This window comes from Mesorhizobium sp. B3-1-9, from assembly GCF_006439595.1.
Taxonomy (GTDB): Bacteria; Pseudomonadota; Alphaproteobacteria; order Rhizobiales; family Rhizobiaceae; genus Mesorhizobium.
Genome location: NZ_VFTJ01000017.1, coordinates 114,416 through 131,028, shown reverse-complemented (window position 1 = coordinate 131,028; position 16,613 = coordinate 114,416). Strand labels below are relative to the sequence as shown.

Annotated in this window: 15 protein-coding genes; 5 read left to right on the top strand and 10 right to left on the bottom strand. The window is 64.7% G+C overall.

Going from position 1 to position 16,613, the window contains the following annotated elements; genetic code table 11:
* Nucleotides 1-181: 181 nt before the first annotated feature.
* Both FJW07_RS24615 and FJW07_RS24610 read right to left on the bottom strand, forming a co-directional pair.
* Complete coding sequence (locus tag FJW07_RS24615) at nucleotides 182-394, bottom strand: cold-shock protein (RefSeq protein WP_006202521.1); 213 nt, start codon at nucleotides 392-394, stop codon at nucleotides 182-184.
* A 238-nt stretch (nucleotides 395-632) separates the two neighbouring features.
* Complete coding sequence (locus FJW07_RS24610; protein ID WP_006202520.1) at nucleotides 633-845, bottom strand: cold-shock protein; 213 nt, start codon at nucleotides 843-845, stop codon at nucleotides 633-635.
* A 449-nt stretch (nucleotides 846-1,294) separates the two neighbouring features.
* Here FJW07_RS24610 and FJW07_RS24605 point away from each other — a divergent pair, with 449 nt between their 5' ends.
* Together FJW07_RS24605 and FJW07_RS24600 are read left to right on the top strand one after the other, a co-directional pair.
* The gene (locus FJW07_RS24605; RefSeq protein ID WP_140703884.1) at nucleotides 1,295-1,696 is read left to right on the top strand and encodes a Kazal-type serine protease inhibitor domain-containing protein; all 402 of its coding nucleotides are present in this window, start codon (nucleotides 1,295-1,297) and stop codon (nucleotides 1,694-1,696) included.
* 192 nt (nucleotides 1,697-1,888) lie between these two features.
* On the top strand, nucleotides 1,889-3,523 hold the full coding sequence (locus FJW07_RS24600) for a sulfotransferase (RefSeq protein ID WP_140859108.1): 1,635 nt from the start codon (nucleotides 1,889-1,891) through the stop codon (nucleotides 3,521-3,523).
* 55 nt (nucleotides 3,524-3,578) lie between these two features.
* Here FJW07_RS24600 and FJW07_RS24595 read toward each other — a convergent pair whose 3' ends face one another.
* The 7 genes from FJW07_RS24595 to FJW07_RS24565 form a co-directional block, all read right to left on the bottom strand.
* On the bottom strand, nucleotides 3,579-3,932 hold the full coding sequence (locus FJW07_RS24595) for a DUF1428 family protein (protein ID WP_140859107.1): 354 nt from the start codon (nucleotides 3,930-3,932) through the stop codon (nucleotides 3,579-3,581).
* A 108-nt stretch (nucleotides 3,933-4,040) separates the two neighbouring features.
* Nucleotides 4,041-4,457, bottom strand: a complete 417-nt coding sequence (locus FJW07_RS24590) for a glyoxalase/bleomycin resistance/extradiol dioxygenase family protein (protein ID WP_140859106.1) — start codon at nucleotides 4,455-4,457, stop codon at nucleotides 4,041-4,043.
* A gap of 145 nt (nucleotides 4,458-4,602) precedes the next feature.
* A complete protein-coding gene (locus FJW07_RS24585) occupies nucleotides 4,603-4,785 on the bottom strand; it encodes a hypothetical protein (protein ID WP_041012788.1) in 183 nt (60 codons plus the stop codon).
* Between the two features lie 91 nt (nucleotides 4,786-4,876).
* A complete protein-coding gene (locus tag FJW07_RS24580) occupies nucleotides 4,877-5,266 on the bottom strand; it encodes a nuclear transport factor 2 family protein (protein ID WP_140859105.1) in 390 nt (129 codons plus the stop codon).
* Nucleotides 5,267-5,398: 132 nt separating this feature from the next.
* Nucleotides 5,399-6,925, bottom strand: coding sequence for an ABC-F family ATP-binding cassette domain-containing protein (locus tag FJW07_RS24575; protein ID WP_140859113.1), 1,527 nt, complete (start codon nucleotides 6,923-6,925; stop codon nucleotides 5,399-5,401).
* A gap of 362 nt (nucleotides 6,926-7,287) precedes the next feature.
* Nucleotides 7,288-10,422 (bottom strand): excinuclease ABC subunit UvrB, encoded by a 3,135-nt coding sequence (gene uvrB / locus FJW07_RS24570; protein ID WP_140859104.1) that lies wholly within the window; start codon nucleotides 10,420-10,422, stop codon nucleotides 7,288-7,290.
* 99 nt (nucleotides 10,423-10,521) lie between these two features.
* The gene (locus FJW07_RS24565) at nucleotides 10,522-11,457 is read right to left on the bottom strand and encodes a LysR substrate-binding domain-containing protein (protein ID WP_140859103.1); all 936 of its coding nucleotides are present in this window, start codon (nucleotides 11,455-11,457) and stop codon (nucleotides 10,522-10,524) included.
* Between the two features lie 99 nt (nucleotides 11,458-11,556).
* Here FJW07_RS24565 and FJW07_RS24560 point away from each other — a divergent pair, with 99 nt between their 5' ends.
* Nucleotides 11,557-12,780, top strand: coding sequence for a TauD/TfdA family dioxygenase (locus FJW07_RS24560; protein ID WP_140859102.1), 1,224 nt, complete (start codon nucleotides 11,557-11,559; stop codon nucleotides 12,778-12,780).
* A 223-nt stretch (nucleotides 12,781-13,003) separates the two neighbouring features.
* On the opposite strand, the gene FJW07_RS24555 is transcribed toward FJW07_RS24560, so the two are convergent.
* Nucleotides 13,004-14,260: a hypothetical protein gene (locus tag FJW07_RS24555; RefSeq protein WP_140859101.1), complete on the bottom strand. Its 1,257-nt coding sequence runs from the start codon at nucleotides 14,258-14,260 to the stop codon at nucleotides 13,004-13,006.
* Between the two features lie 144 nt (nucleotides 14,261-14,404).
* Between FJW07_RS24555 and FJW07_RS24550 the strand changes: the two genes are divergently transcribed.
* Both FJW07_RS24550 and FJW07_RS24545 read left to right on the top strand, forming a co-directional pair.
* Complete coding sequence (locus FJW07_RS24550; RefSeq protein ID WP_140859100.1) at nucleotides 14,405-15,454, top strand: CapA family protein; 1,050 nt, start codon at nucleotides 14,405-14,407, stop codon at nucleotides 15,452-15,454.
* 184 nt (nucleotides 15,455-15,638) lie between these two features.
* Nucleotides 15,639-16,610, top strand: coding sequence for a DUF3137 domain-containing protein (locus tag FJW07_RS24545; RefSeq protein ID WP_140859099.1), 972 nt, complete (start codon nucleotides 15,639-15,641; stop codon nucleotides 16,608-16,610).
* Nucleotides 16,611-16,613 lie beyond the last annotated feature (3 nt).

The window sequence follows — 16,613 nt, the reverse complement described above, 5'->3', positions numbered from 1 at the left end:
GCCAACTTCATGGGCTTCGTCAAACTCGCCGCTATCGCCATCTGGCTCAAATAGTTAAATCGTCACCACCGCCTAGGCAATTTTTTGAAGCCGGGGCGACTTTTCCGGGCCCGGGCACGATCCATTCCGGGCGGGAGCGGTCCCGCCTGAAAGGCCTCCGTCGGATCCGTCGTGGGCCGGCTTAGCCGATCGACAGATTGACGGCCTTCGGACCCTTGCCGCGTTTGTCCGGCTCGGTGTCGAATGTCACTTTCTGCCCATCCTCAAGACCGGGAAGGCCCGACGCCTGCACAGCCGAGATATGGACGAAGACATCCTTCGCGCCATCATCGGGCGTGATGAAGCCGAAGCCCTTGGCATGGTTGAAGAATTTGACGGTGCCGGTCTGCGGCATGGGAAACTCCTTTGATCCCATCAAGTCAAGTCTCGGGCCGGCAAACTGCCCGAGAGGAAATTTGTCCTTTATTTTAGCGCTATCGGCAAGAGAAAGTTTTCGCCTGCCGATCCAAGCATTTGCGCGCAAAAAAGGCGCGACCGTCTCGGTCGCGCCTTCGCAATTTCAGGCCTGTGCAGAAGCCGGTTCATGATCCTGCCGCACCATTGCATCCGCAAGGATAAGGCTGTTGCGGGGATCAGGCGGCGCGCAGGTTGACCGCCTTCGGGCCCTTGCCCATGCGGTCCGGCTCGACGTCGAAGGTGACCTTCTGACCGTCGACCAGCGTGCGCAGGCCTGAGGCCTCGATCGCGGAAATGTGGACGAACACGTCCTTGGCGCCACCATCCGGCGTGATGAAGCCGAAGCCTTTGGTGGCATTGAAGAACTTTACGGTACCGGTCTGGGCCATTGGGGAAACTCCTTCACCCGTGTCAGTCTTGTGGTTCGCCCGCTGCCTCGCGCCTCGGGCAAATCCCGGTGGTTGCTTCGGCGGTCATGCATTCGCGCATGGTCAAACCCCCCGCCGAAAAACGGGGTTGTCAGAGATTCACACTTGTCGGGGAAAGGTCGTCCAAAACGTTCCGCTCTCCGGGTCGCAAATGCCCGAACATGATTTTTATTACACGGAAACGTGATGCTTGCAAGACGACGCTCGCGGGCGGCCCGCGGCGCGTCCAACGCTGGGGCCTCGATAGACCCGGCCTCATCACCGGTCATCGGCCAGAGACGGGCCAAGCATGGGCCAGCATGAGGGTGGCGACCATGGGTCGTGCGCTCCACAAACGATGGTTGCGTTTACCGCGCGGGATGCGAGGATATCGCGAGCCGGCATCACGCGTCGGGATGGAGGAGGGACTTATGCGGTTTCTTGCGGTCTGGCGGCAGGGCGTCGTCATTTTCATGCTGTCCGCGCTGCTGGCAGCCTGTACCGTCGTCGTCGACGATGGGCCGCGCCCCCGGCCGCCCCGGCCACATCCGCAGCTCTGCACCATGCAATACGAACCGGTCTGCGCGCGGCGCGGCGGCGACCGCCAGACCTTCGCCAATGCCTGCCTGGCCGAAAGGGAAGGCTACCGCATCGTGCGCGACGGTCCTTGCCGCGATGGTGGTGGTGGAGGCGGTGGCGGCGGGGAGCAGACGTTCTGCACACGCGAATACGCGCCGGTCTGCGCCAGGCGACATGGGCAAGTGCGCACCTTCCCGAACGCATGCGAGGCCCGCGCGGCGGACTATCGCATCGTCGGCGACGGGCCGTGCTGAGAAAACCGCGGTGTCCATCCGCGCAAACGGACACCGCGATGCGCGCTGACGCTTTGTCTTGAATCTCTTGCCCGCATGGCTTAGGTCCGGCGGACCAACAAATACGGCAGGTTTCCCATTAGCAAAGATCACAGAAGAGCGGCAAACGCCGGCGGCAGGCCAGGTGGCTCGGCCAGCCCGCTCGACCCGTATGTGCAAAAGGCGCTGCAACTGCATCAGGCGGGACGCCGCCAGGAGGCCGAGGCGCTCTACCGGCAGGTCCTGGGGCAGCAGCCGAACCATGCCGCCGCGCTGCATTTCCTCGGATTGCTGCTGCACCAGACCGGCAGGAGCCAGGAAGGGCTCGATCTCCTCGAGCAGTCGGTGACGCTGCAACCCGAGAATGCCGACTTCCTCAACAATATGGGCACGGTCATGCGTGACCTCGGGCGCGTCGCCGCCGCGATCGATTTCTTCCGCGGCGCGGTCGATATCCGGCCCGACCAACTGGCCGCGCGCGACAATCTCGGTTCGTCGTTGACGCAGCTCGGGCAGTTCGACGCCGCCGAGGAGATCTATCGCGGCACGATCGGCCGCAATCCGTTCCATGTCCGCGCGCGTGTCGGTCTCGCCGAAACGCTGCAGGAAGCCGGGCGGTTGGACGAGGCGATCAAGCTGTTCCGCGAGGCGCTGTCGATCCGGCCGAAGGACGCCGAGCTGCTCTACGGACTGGGCGTCGCGATGATGGAGAAGGGCAAGCTCGACGAGGCAACCGATCTCGCCCGCCAGGCACTGGCGATCGCCCCGAACATGGCCAGGGCCTGGCTGCTGCTCACGCAGGTCAAGCGCCAGACCGAGCGCGACAAGGAGCTTTCCGGCATGGAGGCCGAGCACGCCAAGGCGCCGCAGGGCAGCCTCGCGCGCATGCAGCTCTCCTTCGGCCTGGGCAAGGTCAATGACGACCTCAAGGACTATGGCCGCGCTTTCGACTATTTCGCCGAGGGCAATGCCATTCGCCGCAAGGCGATCGACTACGATCCCGCGCGCACGCGCGGCGAATTCGAGGCGATGAAGGAGGCCTTCGACACGGTCTTCTTCGAGAAGCACAAGCCAAGCGGCATTTCCGATGACACGCCGATCTTCGTCGTCGGCATGCCGCGTTCCGGCACCACGCTGGTCGAGCAGATCATCGCCAGCCACCCGCAGGTCCTTGGCGCCGGCGAGTTGAACATCCTGAAGACGGCCGTCGGCAAGCAGTTTCCGATGAACATGCCGGGCGGCTTCCCCGCCGGTATCGCCGACATGCCCTACAAGGCGTTCGCCGAAGCCGGCCAGGCCTATCTCGACATGCTGCATACCCGCTATCCGGGGTACCGCCATGTCACCGACAAGATGCCGGGCAACTTCCTTCTGGTCGGCTTCCTGCACATGATGCTGCCGAAGGCCAAGATCGTCCATTGCGCGCGCGACGCGGCGGCGACGTGCCTGTCGATCTTCAAGGTGCATTTCCGCGGCGACAGCCATCGCTACGGCTATGATCTCGGCGAGCTCGCCGATTTCCACAACCTCTACACCGACATTATGGCGCATTGGCACAAGGTGCTGCCGGGCGTCGTGCACGATGTGCGCTACGAGGATTTCGTCGCCGACCAGGAAGGGCAGACGCGGGCGCTGATGGCGCATCTCGGCCTGCCCTGGGACGACAAGGTCCTGTCGTTCCACGAGACGGACCGACCGGTGCGTACCGCATCGGCGGCGCAGGTGCGCCAGCCGATGTATCAGGGCTCGGTCGATCTGTGGAAGCGGTATGGGGATCGGCTGAAGCCGCTGCTGGATAAGCTAGCGTAGCAGGGCGAAGCCTCTCAGCTTCGTCATAGGATGACGAAGCGAAGGGCCGAGTGCTTCAAAGCTCCACGAACGGCTGGAAGCCGCCGAAGATCATGCGCTTGCCGTCGAACGGCATGGCAGACCAGTCCATCTTGAGGCGCTCGTCGGCCATCACCTTGGCCATGACCGTGTCGCGGCTCTGTCTGGACTCGTAGACGACCCAGGCGAAGATGACGATTTCATCGTCCTTCGCCTGCACGGCGCGCGGGAACGAGGTCAGCTCGCCATAGGGCACGTCGTCGCCGACGCATTCGACGTAGGCGAGCGCGCCATGCTCCTTCCAGACGGCGCCGGCGTTCGCAGCCATTTTCTTGTACGCATCGAGATTTGCCTTCGGCACGGCGAGCACGAAGCCATCGACATAGGACATGGTGGACTCCTCTTTGCTGAAATCAGGCGCCGGGCCGGCGGGGGCGCGACCCGGCGCGAGTGAGCGCGACATGCCCACCATTGGCGGGCGCCGCTGCTCGCCAGGAAATCACTTCACCGGCGCGTTCATCGCCCAGGCGACGCCGAAGGGGTCTTTCACCTGGCCCCAGCGGTCGCCCCAGAACATCACCTGCAGCGGGGTGACGACCTCGCAGCCGGCATCGACCGCGCGCTTCCACCAGGCATCGATATCGTCGCCGCCGAGATGGAGCTGCAGCGTGTAGCCCTGCGCCGCCTGATGCGGATGGCCGTGCTCGGGATAGGCATCGCCCAGCATCAGCGTCGAGCCATTGACGTAGAGATGGATGTGCATGGTGCGGCCCTTGTCGTCCGCCGGATAGGCGAACACTTCCTCCGCGCCGAAAGCCTTCTTGTAGAATTCGGCGGCCTTGATGGCGCCGTCGACCTGCAGGTAGGGGGTCAATCCGCCAAGGACCTTGGCGCGGGGCGGGGTCTGGTCGTTCATTCTCGTGTTCCTCTTCACGGGGTTGATCTGGCCACCCAAGGACGGACGAACCGGCGGCGATCCTACATGCCTCTCGAAAATTTCTTAAAGGGCCGGTTCCCGGCAGCCGGGGCGACCGGAGAACAATCGCATTGGATATGCCACTTTATATGACCTTCGCCGAGAAGGTGGCGGCACGGCGGCTTTCCCGCGTTTCGAAAATCTCCGGAAAGCCGATGTCCTTGCGCAACTCGGCGGGCAGCGAAAGCAGGATGCGCTCGCTGCGATGACGGGCACGCGCCGCGGCATACCGGTTGGCGAGGCGGCCGATGGATGACAGTACCGACATGTTGGTTCTCCCTGGTTGATGCCGGCATCACCGTGTCGGCATCCCAAGGACGAGGCGGCAACAGGCGATCCGACAGATCGCCTCAATCTTTTCAGAACACCGACGCCGCCAGCGCGGTGTCGTAATATTCCACCATCTCGATGATCTCGCCGTCGCGCACCGTCCAGAAATTGGCGGTGCGCATGATGAACTCCTCGCCGGTGGCGCGGCGTGTCATGTAGATCTCGACCTGCGCGGCGACCTTGTCGCCGCCGTCGATGATCTCGACCGGGACGAAGTGCCGGTATTCGAAGTCATCGTCGAGCGCCAGGAGCCTGGCGAGGAATTCCTGCTTGCCATGCGCGGTGCCGGCATGACGCGATTGCCGGGGATCGGCAATCCAGCGGAATACGACATCCTCGGCGCAATGGGCGAGGGCGCCCTCGATGTCGCGGTCCGCATAGGCTTTGTAGAGATTGCTGATGATTTCCACTGCACGCATGGCCCGTTCCCTCCATGGCTGAGCAATTCAAGATGCTCCTTTTTTAGCAGATGGAAAAGTATTGCCGGGCCGGCAGCAAAGCCTGCCGGGCCGGCGTTGCTTCGAATGCCGGCCCGGCAGATGTATCGTCTCTCAGTTCGGCGTTTCGGCGACGGAGCGGAAGAACGCTTCCGGGTCGTCGACTTCGGTCAGCCGCCGCCTGTCGATCAGCCAGAAGCGGTTGCCGACGGCGCGGATGAAGGAGCGGTCATGCGAGGCAAGCAGGCAGCTCGCCTGATGCTTCAGCAATTCGTCCTCCAACGCTTCCTGACCGTCGATATCGAGGTGGTTGGTCGGCTCGTCGAGCAGATAGAAATTGGGATGGATGAGCCGCAGTACCAGCATCATCAGTCTCGACTTCTGTCCGCCGGACAGAAGGCCGATCTTCCGCTGCTGCATTTCGATGGCGATGCCGGCGCCGGCGAGCAGAGAACGGGCGCGCTGCTCGCCGACATCGAAGCGGCGCGAGAGCATCGCCAGCGGCGTGTCGTCGCCATCGATGCCCGACAACGCCTGATCGCTGTAGCCGAGCGCGGTCGAGGGCGTCACCTTGACGTTCGCGACCGAACCTGGCTCGGCGACGGCGTCGCGGATCATCGCGATGAAGCGCGTCTTACCGACGCCGTTTCGGCCGAGCAGCACGATGCGATCGTCTTGGCAGATATGGCGCTTGCCGGTCCTGAACAGCAGCGTGCCGTCAGGGGTTTCGACCGCCGCGTCCTCGAGCGTGATCAGCACCTTGGCGTGGGTGCCGCGGTTGGCGAGCCGGATTGCGCCGGCCGAGCGTTCGCGGTGAGCCGCCACCGCCGCATCTTCCAGCTTCTCCGCCCGCTCCTTGAGCTGCCTGGTCTTCACCGTCAAAAGGTCGCTGCCGGAATTGATGCCGATATTGTTCAGCTTGGCGGCCTGCTTGCGCAGCTGCTGGGCGGTTTTCATGTCGCGCTCGAACTTCCGCGCCGTCGCCGCATCGACGTCGTCGAGGGCCTGCCTGGCGCGCGAATACGGCAAGGCGAACACCGGTGAGTCCTCCGGACGCAGGAACAGTGTGCGGTTGGTGGTGGCGTCGAGGAAGGCGCGGTCGTGGCTGGCGATGATCACCGGCACCTCGCGGGGCAACGCGTTGAGCCATGTCTCGAGTTGGCTGATCCTGGCAAGGTCGAGATGATTGGTTGGCTCGTCGAGCAGGAGCACGTCCGGATCGGTGACCCAGACGCGCGCGATCAGCGCCAGCCGCTGCCAGCCGCCGCTCAAGGCGCGCATTCTCCGCTCGCGCATGTCCTCCGGCACGTCGAGCGAATCCAGCACCACGTCAACGCGCCAGAGCTCGCTGTCGCGCTGTTCGGGCGGCAAAGCATCGGCGACGGCGTCATGGAAGCTGCGGTCGAGCAGCGCGTCGGGGACGGATTGCTCGACATGGCCGACGCGCAAGCCGCGCGAGCGGGTGATGTCGCCGGTGGTGGCTTCGAATTCGCCGGCCAGGCATTTGAGCAAGGTGGATTTGCCACGGCCATTGGCCGCGACGATGCCGAGCCGGTCGCCGGCGCCGATGATGAGGTCGAGATTGGAAAAAAGCGGCGCACTCATGGTGACGCCGAGGGATTTGAGGCTGATCAGGGCCATGTCGATATCTCTGGTCTTGCCGACGCTTTGTTGGAGCATGATCCCGAAAAATGGTTCCCATTTTCGGGATCATGCTCTAGCGGCTCAATGCACTTTGACGGTGCGCCGGCAGGCCATCAGGCCACGCTCAGCGGCACCACGAAGGGCAGACCAAAAATCGAAGCGGGAAAACCCGGACCGTCCTGGTCAGCCCTGCAAGCAAGCTCGCAGGGCACAAATCGGGCCACGCTGACGATGGTGACAGTAGTTCACGCAGCCCTCCTTTCCAGATGTTCGAGTATGCTGAGCGACTACACCAAAGGCGAGGGTGAGGGCAAGTGGGCCGCACTTGCCCTCTCCCACAAGCGGAGAAGGAAAAGGCGCTACTGCCCCGGCCGACCAGTCTTGCCCGGCCGGCGTTTCTGGCGGCGCTCGTCGGCTGGATCCTCGTATGAGCCGATGCCGGCGCGCTGGCGGACGATGGGTTTGTCGTCGCGTTCCTTCGCGCCCCCCTCTGTCCTGCCGGACATCTCGCCCCCAGGGGGGGAGATCGGCTGCGGCTTAGCCGGCTTCTTGCCCTCGACGGGCTTCTCGGTGCGGCGCACCGTCATCTCGTCAAGCGAGTTCTTGCGGAACAGCGGTTTGCTGCGGTCGCCGGGAATACCGAAATCGGAATCATGCGCTTCCTGCGCGCTCTGCTTCTTGAACAGCGAACGCGAGACGGCGCCGGCCGGGGTCGTCATGTCGGTGCCGGGGCCCATGTCGTCGATCGACGGCTTGGCGAAAAGCGGCTTCTTCACCGGCACGGCACCGTCGGCGCCCATCTCGTCGAGATGCGGCTTGCGGAACAGGTTGGGCCGGGCAGCTTTGGCCGCCTCCTCGGCGGCACGCGCTTCATCGAGCTTGCGGAACCGCTCCTGTTCCTCGACCGTACGATGTTTGGCCACGCCCTTGTTGTGCTTGCCCTTTTCGCGGCCCGATGCAGGACTTTGCCCTTCCACCTCGCGCGCCAGCGGATCGTCGGAGATGGCGAGTTCCATCTCGCGCAGCCGCTTGATCTCGTCGCGGACGCGCGCCGCCTTCTCGAAGTCGAGATTGGCGGCGGCATCGCGCATCTGCTTGTCCAACGCCTCGAGATGGGTCTTGAGGTTGTTGCCGATCATCGCCCCGGCATCGTCGGTGAACTGCGAGATGTCGGCGCGGACATGGTCCTTCTCGTAGACCGAGTCGAGAATGTCGGCGATGCGCGACTTGACCGATTCCGGCGTGATGCCGTTGGCGACGTTCCACTCCATCTGCTTCTCGCGGCGGCGGTTGGTCTCCGCCATCGCCCGCTCCATCGAGCCGGTGATCTGGTCGGCGTAGAGGATGACCTTGCCATCGACGTTACGGGCGGCGCGGCCGATGGTCTGGATCAGCGACGTTTCCGAACGCAGGAAACCTTCCTTGTCGGCATCGAGAATGGCGACGAAGCCGCATTCGGGAATGTCGAGGCCTTCGCGCAACAGGTTGATGCCGACCAGCACGTCGAAGGCGCCGAGGCGCAGATCGCGCAGGATCTCGATGCGCTCCAGCGTGTCGATATCGGAATGCATGTAGCGGACGCGGATGCCGTTCTCATGCAGGTATTCGGTGAGGTCCTCGGCCATGCGCTTGGTCAGCACGGTGACCAGCGTGCGGTAGCCGGCCCGGGTCGTGTCGCGGATCTCGCCGACGACGTCGTCGACCTGGCTCTTGGCCGGACGCACCTCGACCGGCGGGTCGATCAGGCCGGTCGGGCGGATGACCTGCTCGGCGAAGACGCCGCCGGACTGGTCGAGCTCCCAACCGCCCGGCGTCGCCGAAACCGCCACCGACAGCGGGCGCATGGCGTCCCATTCCTCGAAGCGAAGCGGCCGGTTGTCCATGCAGGAAGGCAGGCGGAAACCGTACTCGGCCAGCGTCGCCTTGCGGCGGAAGTCGCCGCGATACATGCCGCCGATCTGCGGCACGGTAACGTGGCTTTCGTCGATGAAGACCAGCGCGTTGTCGGGAATGTATTCGAACAAGGTTGGCGGCGGATCGCCCGGCTGGCGTCCGGTTAGATAACGCGAATAGTTTTCGATGCCGGCGCAGGAACCGGTCGCCTCTAGCATCTCCAGGTCGAAGCGGGTGCGCTGCTCCAGCCGCTGCGCCTCCAGCAAACGGCCAGCCTTTTCAAGCTCTTGCAAGCGAAGCTTGAGCTCTTCCTTGATAGACTTGATGGCTTGATTCAAGGTCGGGCGCGGCGTCACATAGTGCGAATTGGCGTAGATCTTGACGCTTTTCAGCTCGCCGGTCTTCTGGCCGGTCAGCGGGTCGAACTCGGTGATGGACTCGATCTCGTCGCCGAACATCGAGATGCGCCAGGCGCGGTCTTCCAGGTGGGCCGGGAAGATCTCGATGGTGTCGCCGCGCACGCGGAAGGAGCCACGGACGAAATTGATGTCCTGGCGCTTGTACTGCTGGGCGACGAGATCGGCGAGCAGGGCGCGCTGGTCGAGCCGGTCGCCGACCTGCATCTGGAAGGTCATCGCCGTATAGGTCTCGACCGAGCCGATACCGTAGATGCAAGACACCGAGGCGACGATAATGACGTCGTCGCGCTCGAGCAGCGAACGCGTCGCCGAATGGCGCATGCGGTCGATCTGCTCGTTGATCGAGGATTCCTTTTCGATGAAGGTGTCGGTCCGGGGCACATAGGCCTCCGGCTGGTAATAGTCGTAGTAGGAGACGAAATACTCGACCGCGTTTTCGGGGAAGAATTTCTTGAACTCGGCATAGAGCTGCGCGGCCAGCGTCTTGTTGGGCGCCAGGATCAGGGCAGGACGCTGCGTTTCCTCGATCACCTTGGCCATGGTGAAGGTCTTGCCCGAGCCGGTCACCCCGAGCAGCACCTGTGTGCGGTCGTTGCTGCCGACGCCTTCGACGAGATCCTTGATCGCCGTCGGCTGGTCGCCGGCCGGCTCGAAATCCGAAACCATCTTGATGGCGATGCCGCCTTCGGACTTTTCCGGGCGCTCGGGGCGGTGCGGCGTCCAAAGCACGCCGTCCTTGTGCAGGGGATTGCCGGATTCGATCAGTGCCGACAGGGCTGCCACCGTGGCGGTGACGCCGCTGGACGTCATCGTCTCGGCTTCTTCCAGCGAGACGTCGAGGCCGGCGATCGGATTGAGGCCGGCCGCGGTGCGCTCGCGCGCCGATGCAGCACCCCCCATCGAGGTGCCGCGCGCCGTGCGGCCGGGCGCCGACGAGCGCTCGGGGATCTTCTTCGGGGCCTTCGCCTTCGGCTGCTTTTCCGCCTCGCGCTCGATCTGCCCGGCCCAATCGGAGATCGAGCCGGTCAGCGGCGCGCCGGAAAAGTCGGCCTGCGGCGCCTCGCCAAAACCACCCGGCTTTAGCGGCTCGGCGGCATCGAGGAATTCGGTCAGCGGGCTGCGCCGCTTCGGCGCGTCATCTTGCGCCGACGAAGGCGTCTTCTTGTCAGGATGTCTGGCCATGACCGGAATATGGGTGGACTCGGCCAAAATGGAAAGAGCCGAGTGAAACGGCGCCGGCCGCGCGCGGACGCTGCTGACAGAAGGCTGTCAGGAGAGGCGTCATGACGTAGTGAGCCGGAGATCGCTGGCGTCCGCTGTCGCGGTCGAGGCAAGCGCCGCGGCGACGGCGGCGGCGCGGCGGGCCTTCGGTCCGTCCACCGGCCAGACCAGACGGCGCCTGATGGTCAATGCCGGAATCTCGCTGGCAATCTCGACGAGCTGCCCGGAGCGGAAATGCTGTCTCAGTACCAGTTCGCTGGCGAGCAGCGCGCCCATCCCGGAGATCGCGGCCTGCGCGGCCAGTACGGTCAAGGGGAACCGCGGTCCGTGGTCGATGTTCTTGCGCTGTCGGCCGGCGGCGGTGAACCAGTTCTCCCATGTGGGATAGACGTCGTCGCCCATGGTCTGATCGATATGCAGCAGAGGCAGGCGGTCGAGCATCCCGGCGCCGTCCCGGTCGGAGCGGTTCCCGATCAACGCCGGGGCGCAGGCCGGGACTACCCTTTCGGTGAAGAGCTCGGCCGAAGCGAGATGTTTCGCCGAGCTGTTGCGGTAGCTGATGGCGAGGTCGATGCCTTCGTCCAGCATCGAATCCAACGCGATCGACACGACGACGCGCACATCCAGCCTGCCGAGAGCCGCGCGGACATTGCCAAGGCGCGGCGCCAGCCAAAGCGAGGCGAAGGACGGATCGGCCGCGACGGTGAACGTATCGGCGCGGCGCTCGAAACGCAGCCGCCGCAGCCCGGACGCCAGTGCGTCGAAGCCGCGGTCGATGTCGGGCAGCGCCGCTTCGGCGATGCGCGTGAGCGCGATGCCGTTGCCCTCGCGCCTGACCAGCTTGACGCCAAGCCGATCCTCCAACTGCCGCAACTGATGGCCGACGGCGCCCGGCGTGACACCGAGCTCGTCGGCGGCGCGCGTGAGACTGCCGGTGCGCGCGGCGGCGGCCAGCGCCCGCAAAGCCGACAAAGGGAGGTCGCGAAGGGACGTCATGGATTGAGTTTACCTCAAAATCTACGAAAACAAACTCGTTTGCTATGTGGGCTACCGCCGACCTAGCGTTGAAGCCAGCTCAATTTAGGATGCCAGGTCATGCTCGATATGCAAACGCAGTCCATTCCCGTTAATCAGGTTTTTGCGCCGCCCTGCTCGTTCCGATCGATGCGCAACGAGGGAGCACGCATCGCGGTCGAATTCGACGACGGTAGCGCCGGCCGGCTGTCGATGCGCTGGCTGAGGCTTGCCTGCGAATGCGAGATATGCGGCGACACCGCTTCCGGAAAGCGCTGGCTGACGCCCGCCGACGTTCCCGCCGATATCCGGGCAACGTCGGTCGAAATCTCGTCCGACGGGACAATGGACGTGGTCTGGCAGGACGGCCATGCCTCCCGTTTCGCGGCTGGCTTTCTGGCTGTCTATGCCGGACGGGTCGGCGATTTCGGCGGGCCACGCTTCCATCCGGAACTGTGGAACAGCGATCTATCGAGGCGGCTCGGTCGCTTTGCCTTCGATGCGGTGGTCGAGGACGACGAGGCGCTTTTCCGCTCGCTGCGCGCCTTACGCGACCACGGCATCGCCATGCTGACCGGCGTTCCGGCCGAGCCCGAGGCGACGCTGCGTGTCGCCGGCCGCTACGGGCCCGTGCGCGAGACCAGCTACGGCAAGGTTTTCGACCTTGTCTCACGACCTGACGCGCGGGTGGCCGGAGAGACGGCGCGGGCGCAGATCCCGCACACGGACGAGCCGTTCCGCTATTCGCCGCCGGGCTTCATCTTCTTCCATGCCATCAGGACCGGCGCCGGCAGCGGCGGCACATCGCTGATGGTCGACGGTTTTCAGGTCGCCGAACAGATGCGCACGAACACGCCTCATTTGTTCGACCTGCTGACCCGGCATGGCGTGACATTCCATCGCGAGCACGCCGGCGACGTGTTCTTCAGCGCCGAGGCGCATGTCATCAGCCTAGACGCGACCGGCGCCGTCACCGGCATGCGCTTCAACGATCGCTGCCTGGCACCACAGGCCGGCGCCGTCGACGAGATCGATGGGCTGATCGAGGCGCTTGCCGAGCTGACGCGGCTGATCTGCGATCCGGCGAACCAGTTCCGGCATCAGCTGCAGCCAGGCGAGGTGCTGGTCTTCGACAATCAGCGGGTCCTGCACGGGCGCACCGAATTCGATCCGACATTGGCGGTCCGCCACCTCAGAAGCAGCAACCTCGACCGTGACGGCGTCCACAGCGCGTTCCGCACGCTGGCCCGTCGCTTCGCGCCGCAAGAGGCACAGGCGGTGCTTTACCAGGGGGCAATTTTCTGACGATAGCCAGGGGGACGGCGTCGACCTCGAAGGTTCGGTTCCTCGCCCCCGCCAGAGGCGGGGGAGAGGTGTCCGCGAAGCGGACGGAGAGGGGGTTTCGTAAGGCGGAAGCCCTTCTCTTCAAAGCGCCTTCGCCGCCCGGACCGGCGCCCCCTCTCCGTCTCGGCTTCGCCGAGCCACCTCTCCCCATTTCATGGGGGCGAGGAACCTAAAACCGCGGGCTTCAATTGAACCACAGCGCAAAGGTCAAAAAACCGGCACCGCCGAATTCGCGCTGGATCTGGTCGAAATCGTCACCGGCGAGGATCCTCCCGCTTTCGAGATAAGGCGCGATGCCGGGGCCGGTGATCGAGAGCACGAGGTCGAAAGGTTTCGGCTCGTCGAAGAAGCGCTTCATGTTGATGCCCCTGCCGGTGACGCGGAAATGCGGCAGCAGCACGCGGCCTTCGAGAAGGTCCTCGGCCATGGTCAGCGCGGCGAGCCAGGCGGTCACCTGCTGCTCGCCGACCTCGAGGCCGGTCAGCGGATTGACGCCTTTCTGCTGCGGTCCAGGCAGCCATTCGCGGTCATTGTCGGTCTCGGCCAGGATCGCTTTCCAGTCCTCGCGCGACAGCCGGATCATCTCCAGCAAATGGCGGCGCGCGGCCTGCCGGCGCTCCGGCTCGACCACCGGCCAGTTGACGAGGTGCACCAGTGAGACGAAGTCGGCGAAGCGCCATTCCGAGGCGAAGATGTTGCCGCTCATGCCGCCGTCCAGCGGTACCAGCGCATCCTGCAGCGGCAGTTTCGCGCGCGGGAACAGCATGTGGAAGGAGCCGTCGAACATGCCCTTGAAGTCATGCGCCAGCCAGAAATCGGCCTGCGCCATCAGGAATTCGGCGTAGCCTTGCAGCCAGAAGCCGTCGGCGCGGTCGAAGCGGAAGGTCAACGAGGGTGCTGCATCGCTGGTATCGATGCTGCCACGGGCGAGCGAGGCCATGATGGCGGCGATGCTTTCGTCGGGCGCGAGCTTGCCATCCTCGTTGAGGTCGATGCCGACGCGGGTGAGGTCGACGACCATGCCGATATCGGCATCGGCCGGCACCGAGCCCAGCGTTGCAGCGGATTTTTCCAGCCGGTCATGGAAGGCGACAAGGATGGCGCGGAATTCTTCATAGGTCAGCGGTTGCGGGTTGGGATTGTCCGGCACGGGCAATTGCATCAGCGGCAGCATGAAGGATTTCGGGCTCTCGAAACCGCGGCGATGCAGGCCGGTGGCGAGGAGTTCCAGGGCGGTGAAGAATTCGCCGGCGCCCGCGGCATAGGCCGCTGCCGGGTCCCTGGCCGCTGTCGCCTCCAGCATCGACAGCGCCGCGTTGCGGTCGGCAACGCTCTTCGCCTCAAACATGGACTTGGCCGCGTCCGGCATCTCCGCCCACGCGAAGGATGCCGGCAGGAATGCAAACAAGGCTGCTGCAAGGGTCGCTCTACGCATCGTCATTGCCCTCCACTCATGCCGCGAGCATACACGTATTTGGCTCGAGGCGTTCTCCGGTCTTGCAGATCAGCGAGTTCGTTTTCGCAATGGCGCCCGGCTTCAACCGGCCCGTCAGACAGTCTACACAGGGCGAAACTGGACCTGCCCGTGTCGAACTATCCGCTTTCCTACAAACTGTCGTGGCTGCCGCGCCTGCTGCGACCGTCGCTTGCCGGCGACCGGGACGGTTTCGCGGCGCCCGCGGCGACGTTGATCGATCCGCAGCCCATGCGGAAGGTGCGGCTGGCGTTCGTCGGCGACATTTCGGCAGTCGCCAATCGCGATGCGCCGGAATGCGATCCGGCGATCGCCGCGCTGCTTTCATCCGCCGACCTCGTGGTCGGCAATTGCGAAAGCCCGATCGTCGAACGCCCACGCGCGGCGATCGGCACGTGGCTCGGCACGCATCATGCGATGCGCGAGCGTTTCCTGGCCGATGCGCTTGCAGCCGCCGGCATCGCGCGCGACAGGCTCGTGCTGTCCTTGGCCAACAATCATGTGCTCGACCAGGGGATTGCCGGTTTCGAGGAAACACGCGCGGCGCTGAGCCGGCTCGGGATCCGGACCATCGGCACGGTTGCGGGCGGACCGGTCGAGCGTCATGCGGCCGGATCGCTGACGATCGGCTTTGCGGCCTTCACGCTGTGGCGCAACACGGACGCCGCGCCGTTCGAGGAACACATCTCGATGCGCAGCGATCCCGCCGAATGGCCGAGCGACGCCGTTTCCGGCATCGATCTCATCTGCGCCGTGCCGCACTGGGACTGGGAGTTCCGGCATCTTCCACGGCCGGCGACGCGGGCCCTGGCGAGGCGGCTGGCGGATCGCGGCGCCCGGCTGATCGCAGGGCATCACGCGCATGTCGTGCAGCCCATCGAGCGCATCGGCGACAGCTTCGTCGCCTATGGGCTCGGCGATTTTCTCGGCACTGCCTTTACCAGACTGCCATGGCCGGCACGCGTCGGCTCGATATTCGTTGTCGATGTCAGCGCCGATCCGGCCACGCGCGGCGCCATCGTCGCCTACAAGATGCACTTCTTCATGCGGCTGCGGGCAGGCAGCCATGAGCGGCTGGTGCCGGTGGAGGCGCTCGACGGGGCGCTCAAGTCGCGGGTAACGGACCGGCTGGCGACGATTTTCCCAGCCTCGCGGAACTAGGGCAGTTCTTAGTTTCACGGAAACGGCGAACTGCCCCAGCTATTTGTTTTGACGCAATTCCGGACGGAAAAACCGTTTCACACTTTTCCTGGAATTGCTCTGGCCGCCGATCGCCGCGAGCGCAGGCGACTTTCGCGCAAAAGCCGCTATCATGGCCGCATCTCAGCGGCGGCCGGGGGTGGCCATGGAAGCAGTGGATTTCATGCCGAGCGAAGCGGTGATCGCAGGCATCAGGCGCGGCATCGAGGACTATGAGGCGAAACGGGCGTGGGCCCAAAAACAGGTCCGCTGGCGGGTGCCCGTGTTCGTCGGCCTGGTCGTCGTCTTCGTCGCACTCATTGCCTGGCTGTTCAACGCCGCCGCCGATCCGCACGAACAGTGGCTCTCCACGCCGCATGTCTTTCTCTATCTTGGCGGCATGGCCGCGGCGGTGGTGCTCTATTTCCAGGCGCTGAGGCCGGCGACCCGGCTGCAGCAATCCTTCCGCGACACGCTGCTGCCGATGATCTTCGGCTTCGTGCGCGACGTGCGCTACCAGCACGGAACGCGACCGAACTCCTTCGACAGGATGCCGCGCGAAACCGTCGGCGCTTTCAACCGCCAGAGCTTCGACGACGTCATTTCCGGGCGCTACGAGGATTTTCCCTTCGAGCTCTACGAGGCCAAGCTCTGGGAAGGCTCCGGCAAAAGCGAGACGACCGCATTCAAGGGCGTCATCGTCGCCTTCGAGACCATCGAGCCGTTCCCGGGCACGCTGGTTGCCGCGCGCAAGGCCGGCAAGGTGGCGCATTTCTTCCGCGGCATGTTCGCCAGCAAGATGCAGGAGCTGTCCTCCGGCGTCGAAGACCTCGACGCCGCCTATGAATTCCGCACCGACAATGTCGAGGCGGCGCGGCCGCTGGTCACCGGCCGGATGGCGCGGGCGCTGACCTGGCTGCGCGAGACATGGCCCTACGACCAGGCGCGGGTGGCGCTCGGCGGCAGCGACGGCTTTCTGTTGATGCCGCGGTCGAAGAACTTCTTCGAGCTTCCGGATATCTCGCAGCCGATCGACTACAACATTCATGTCGCGCCGATGATCACCGATCTCGGCGCCATGCTGGCGACGGCGGCGCTGGTGCGCAAGATCGGCGCGAAGGACGAAGCGGCCGGATAGGGT

Coding starts and splice junctions, on each gene's coding strand:
- FJW07_RS24595 (WP_140859107.1), bottom strand. CDS start 3,932: ATGTCCTATGTCGATGGCTTCGTGCTCGCCGTGCCGAAGGCAAATCTC.
- FJW07_RS24555 (WP_140859101.1), bottom strand. CDS start 14,260: ATGACGATGCGTAGAGCGACCCTTGCAGCAGCCTTGTTTGCATTCCTG.
- FJW07_RS24575 (WP_140859113.1), bottom strand. CDS start 6,925: ATGGCCCTGATCAGCCTCAAATCCCTCGGCGTCACCATGAGTGCGCCG.
- FJW07_RS24615 (WP_006202521.1), bottom strand. CDS start 394: ATGCCGCAGACCGGCACCGTCAAATTCTTCAACCATGCCAAGGGCTTC.
- FJW07_RS24590 (WP_140859106.1), bottom strand. CDS start 4,457: ATGAACGACCAGACCCCGCCCCGCGCCAAGGTCCTTGGCGGATTGACC.
- FJW07_RS24585 (WP_041012788.1), bottom strand. CDS start 4,785: ATGTCGGTACTGTCATCCATCGGCCGCCTCGCCAACCGGTATGCCGCG.
- FJW07_RS24560 (WP_140859102.1), top strand. CDS start 11,557: ATGCTCGATATGCAAACGCAGTCCATTCCCGTTAATCAGGTTTTTGCG.
- FJW07_RS24565 (WP_140859103.1), bottom strand. CDS start 11,457: ATGACGTCCCTTCGCGACCTCCCTTTGTCGGCTTTGCGGGCGCTGGCC.
- FJW07_RS24610 (WP_006202520.1), bottom strand. CDS start 845: ATGGCCCAGACCGGTACCGTAAAGTTCTTCAATGCCACCAAAGGCTTC.
- FJW07_RS24605 (WP_140703884.1), top strand. CDS start 1,295: ATGCGGTTTCTTGCGGTCTGGCGGCAGGGCGTCGTCATTTTCATGCTG.
- FJW07_RS24545 (WP_140859099.1), top strand. CDS start 15,639: ATGGAAGCAGTGGATTTCATGCCGAGCGAAGCGGTGATCGCAGGCATC.
- uvrB (WP_140859104.1), bottom strand. CDS start 10,422: ATGGCCAGACATCCTGACAAGAAGACGCCTTCGTCGGCGCAAGATGAC.
- FJW07_RS24580 (WP_140859105.1), bottom strand. CDS start 5,266: ATGCGTGCAGTGGAAATCATCAGCAATCTCTACAAAGCCTATGCGGAC.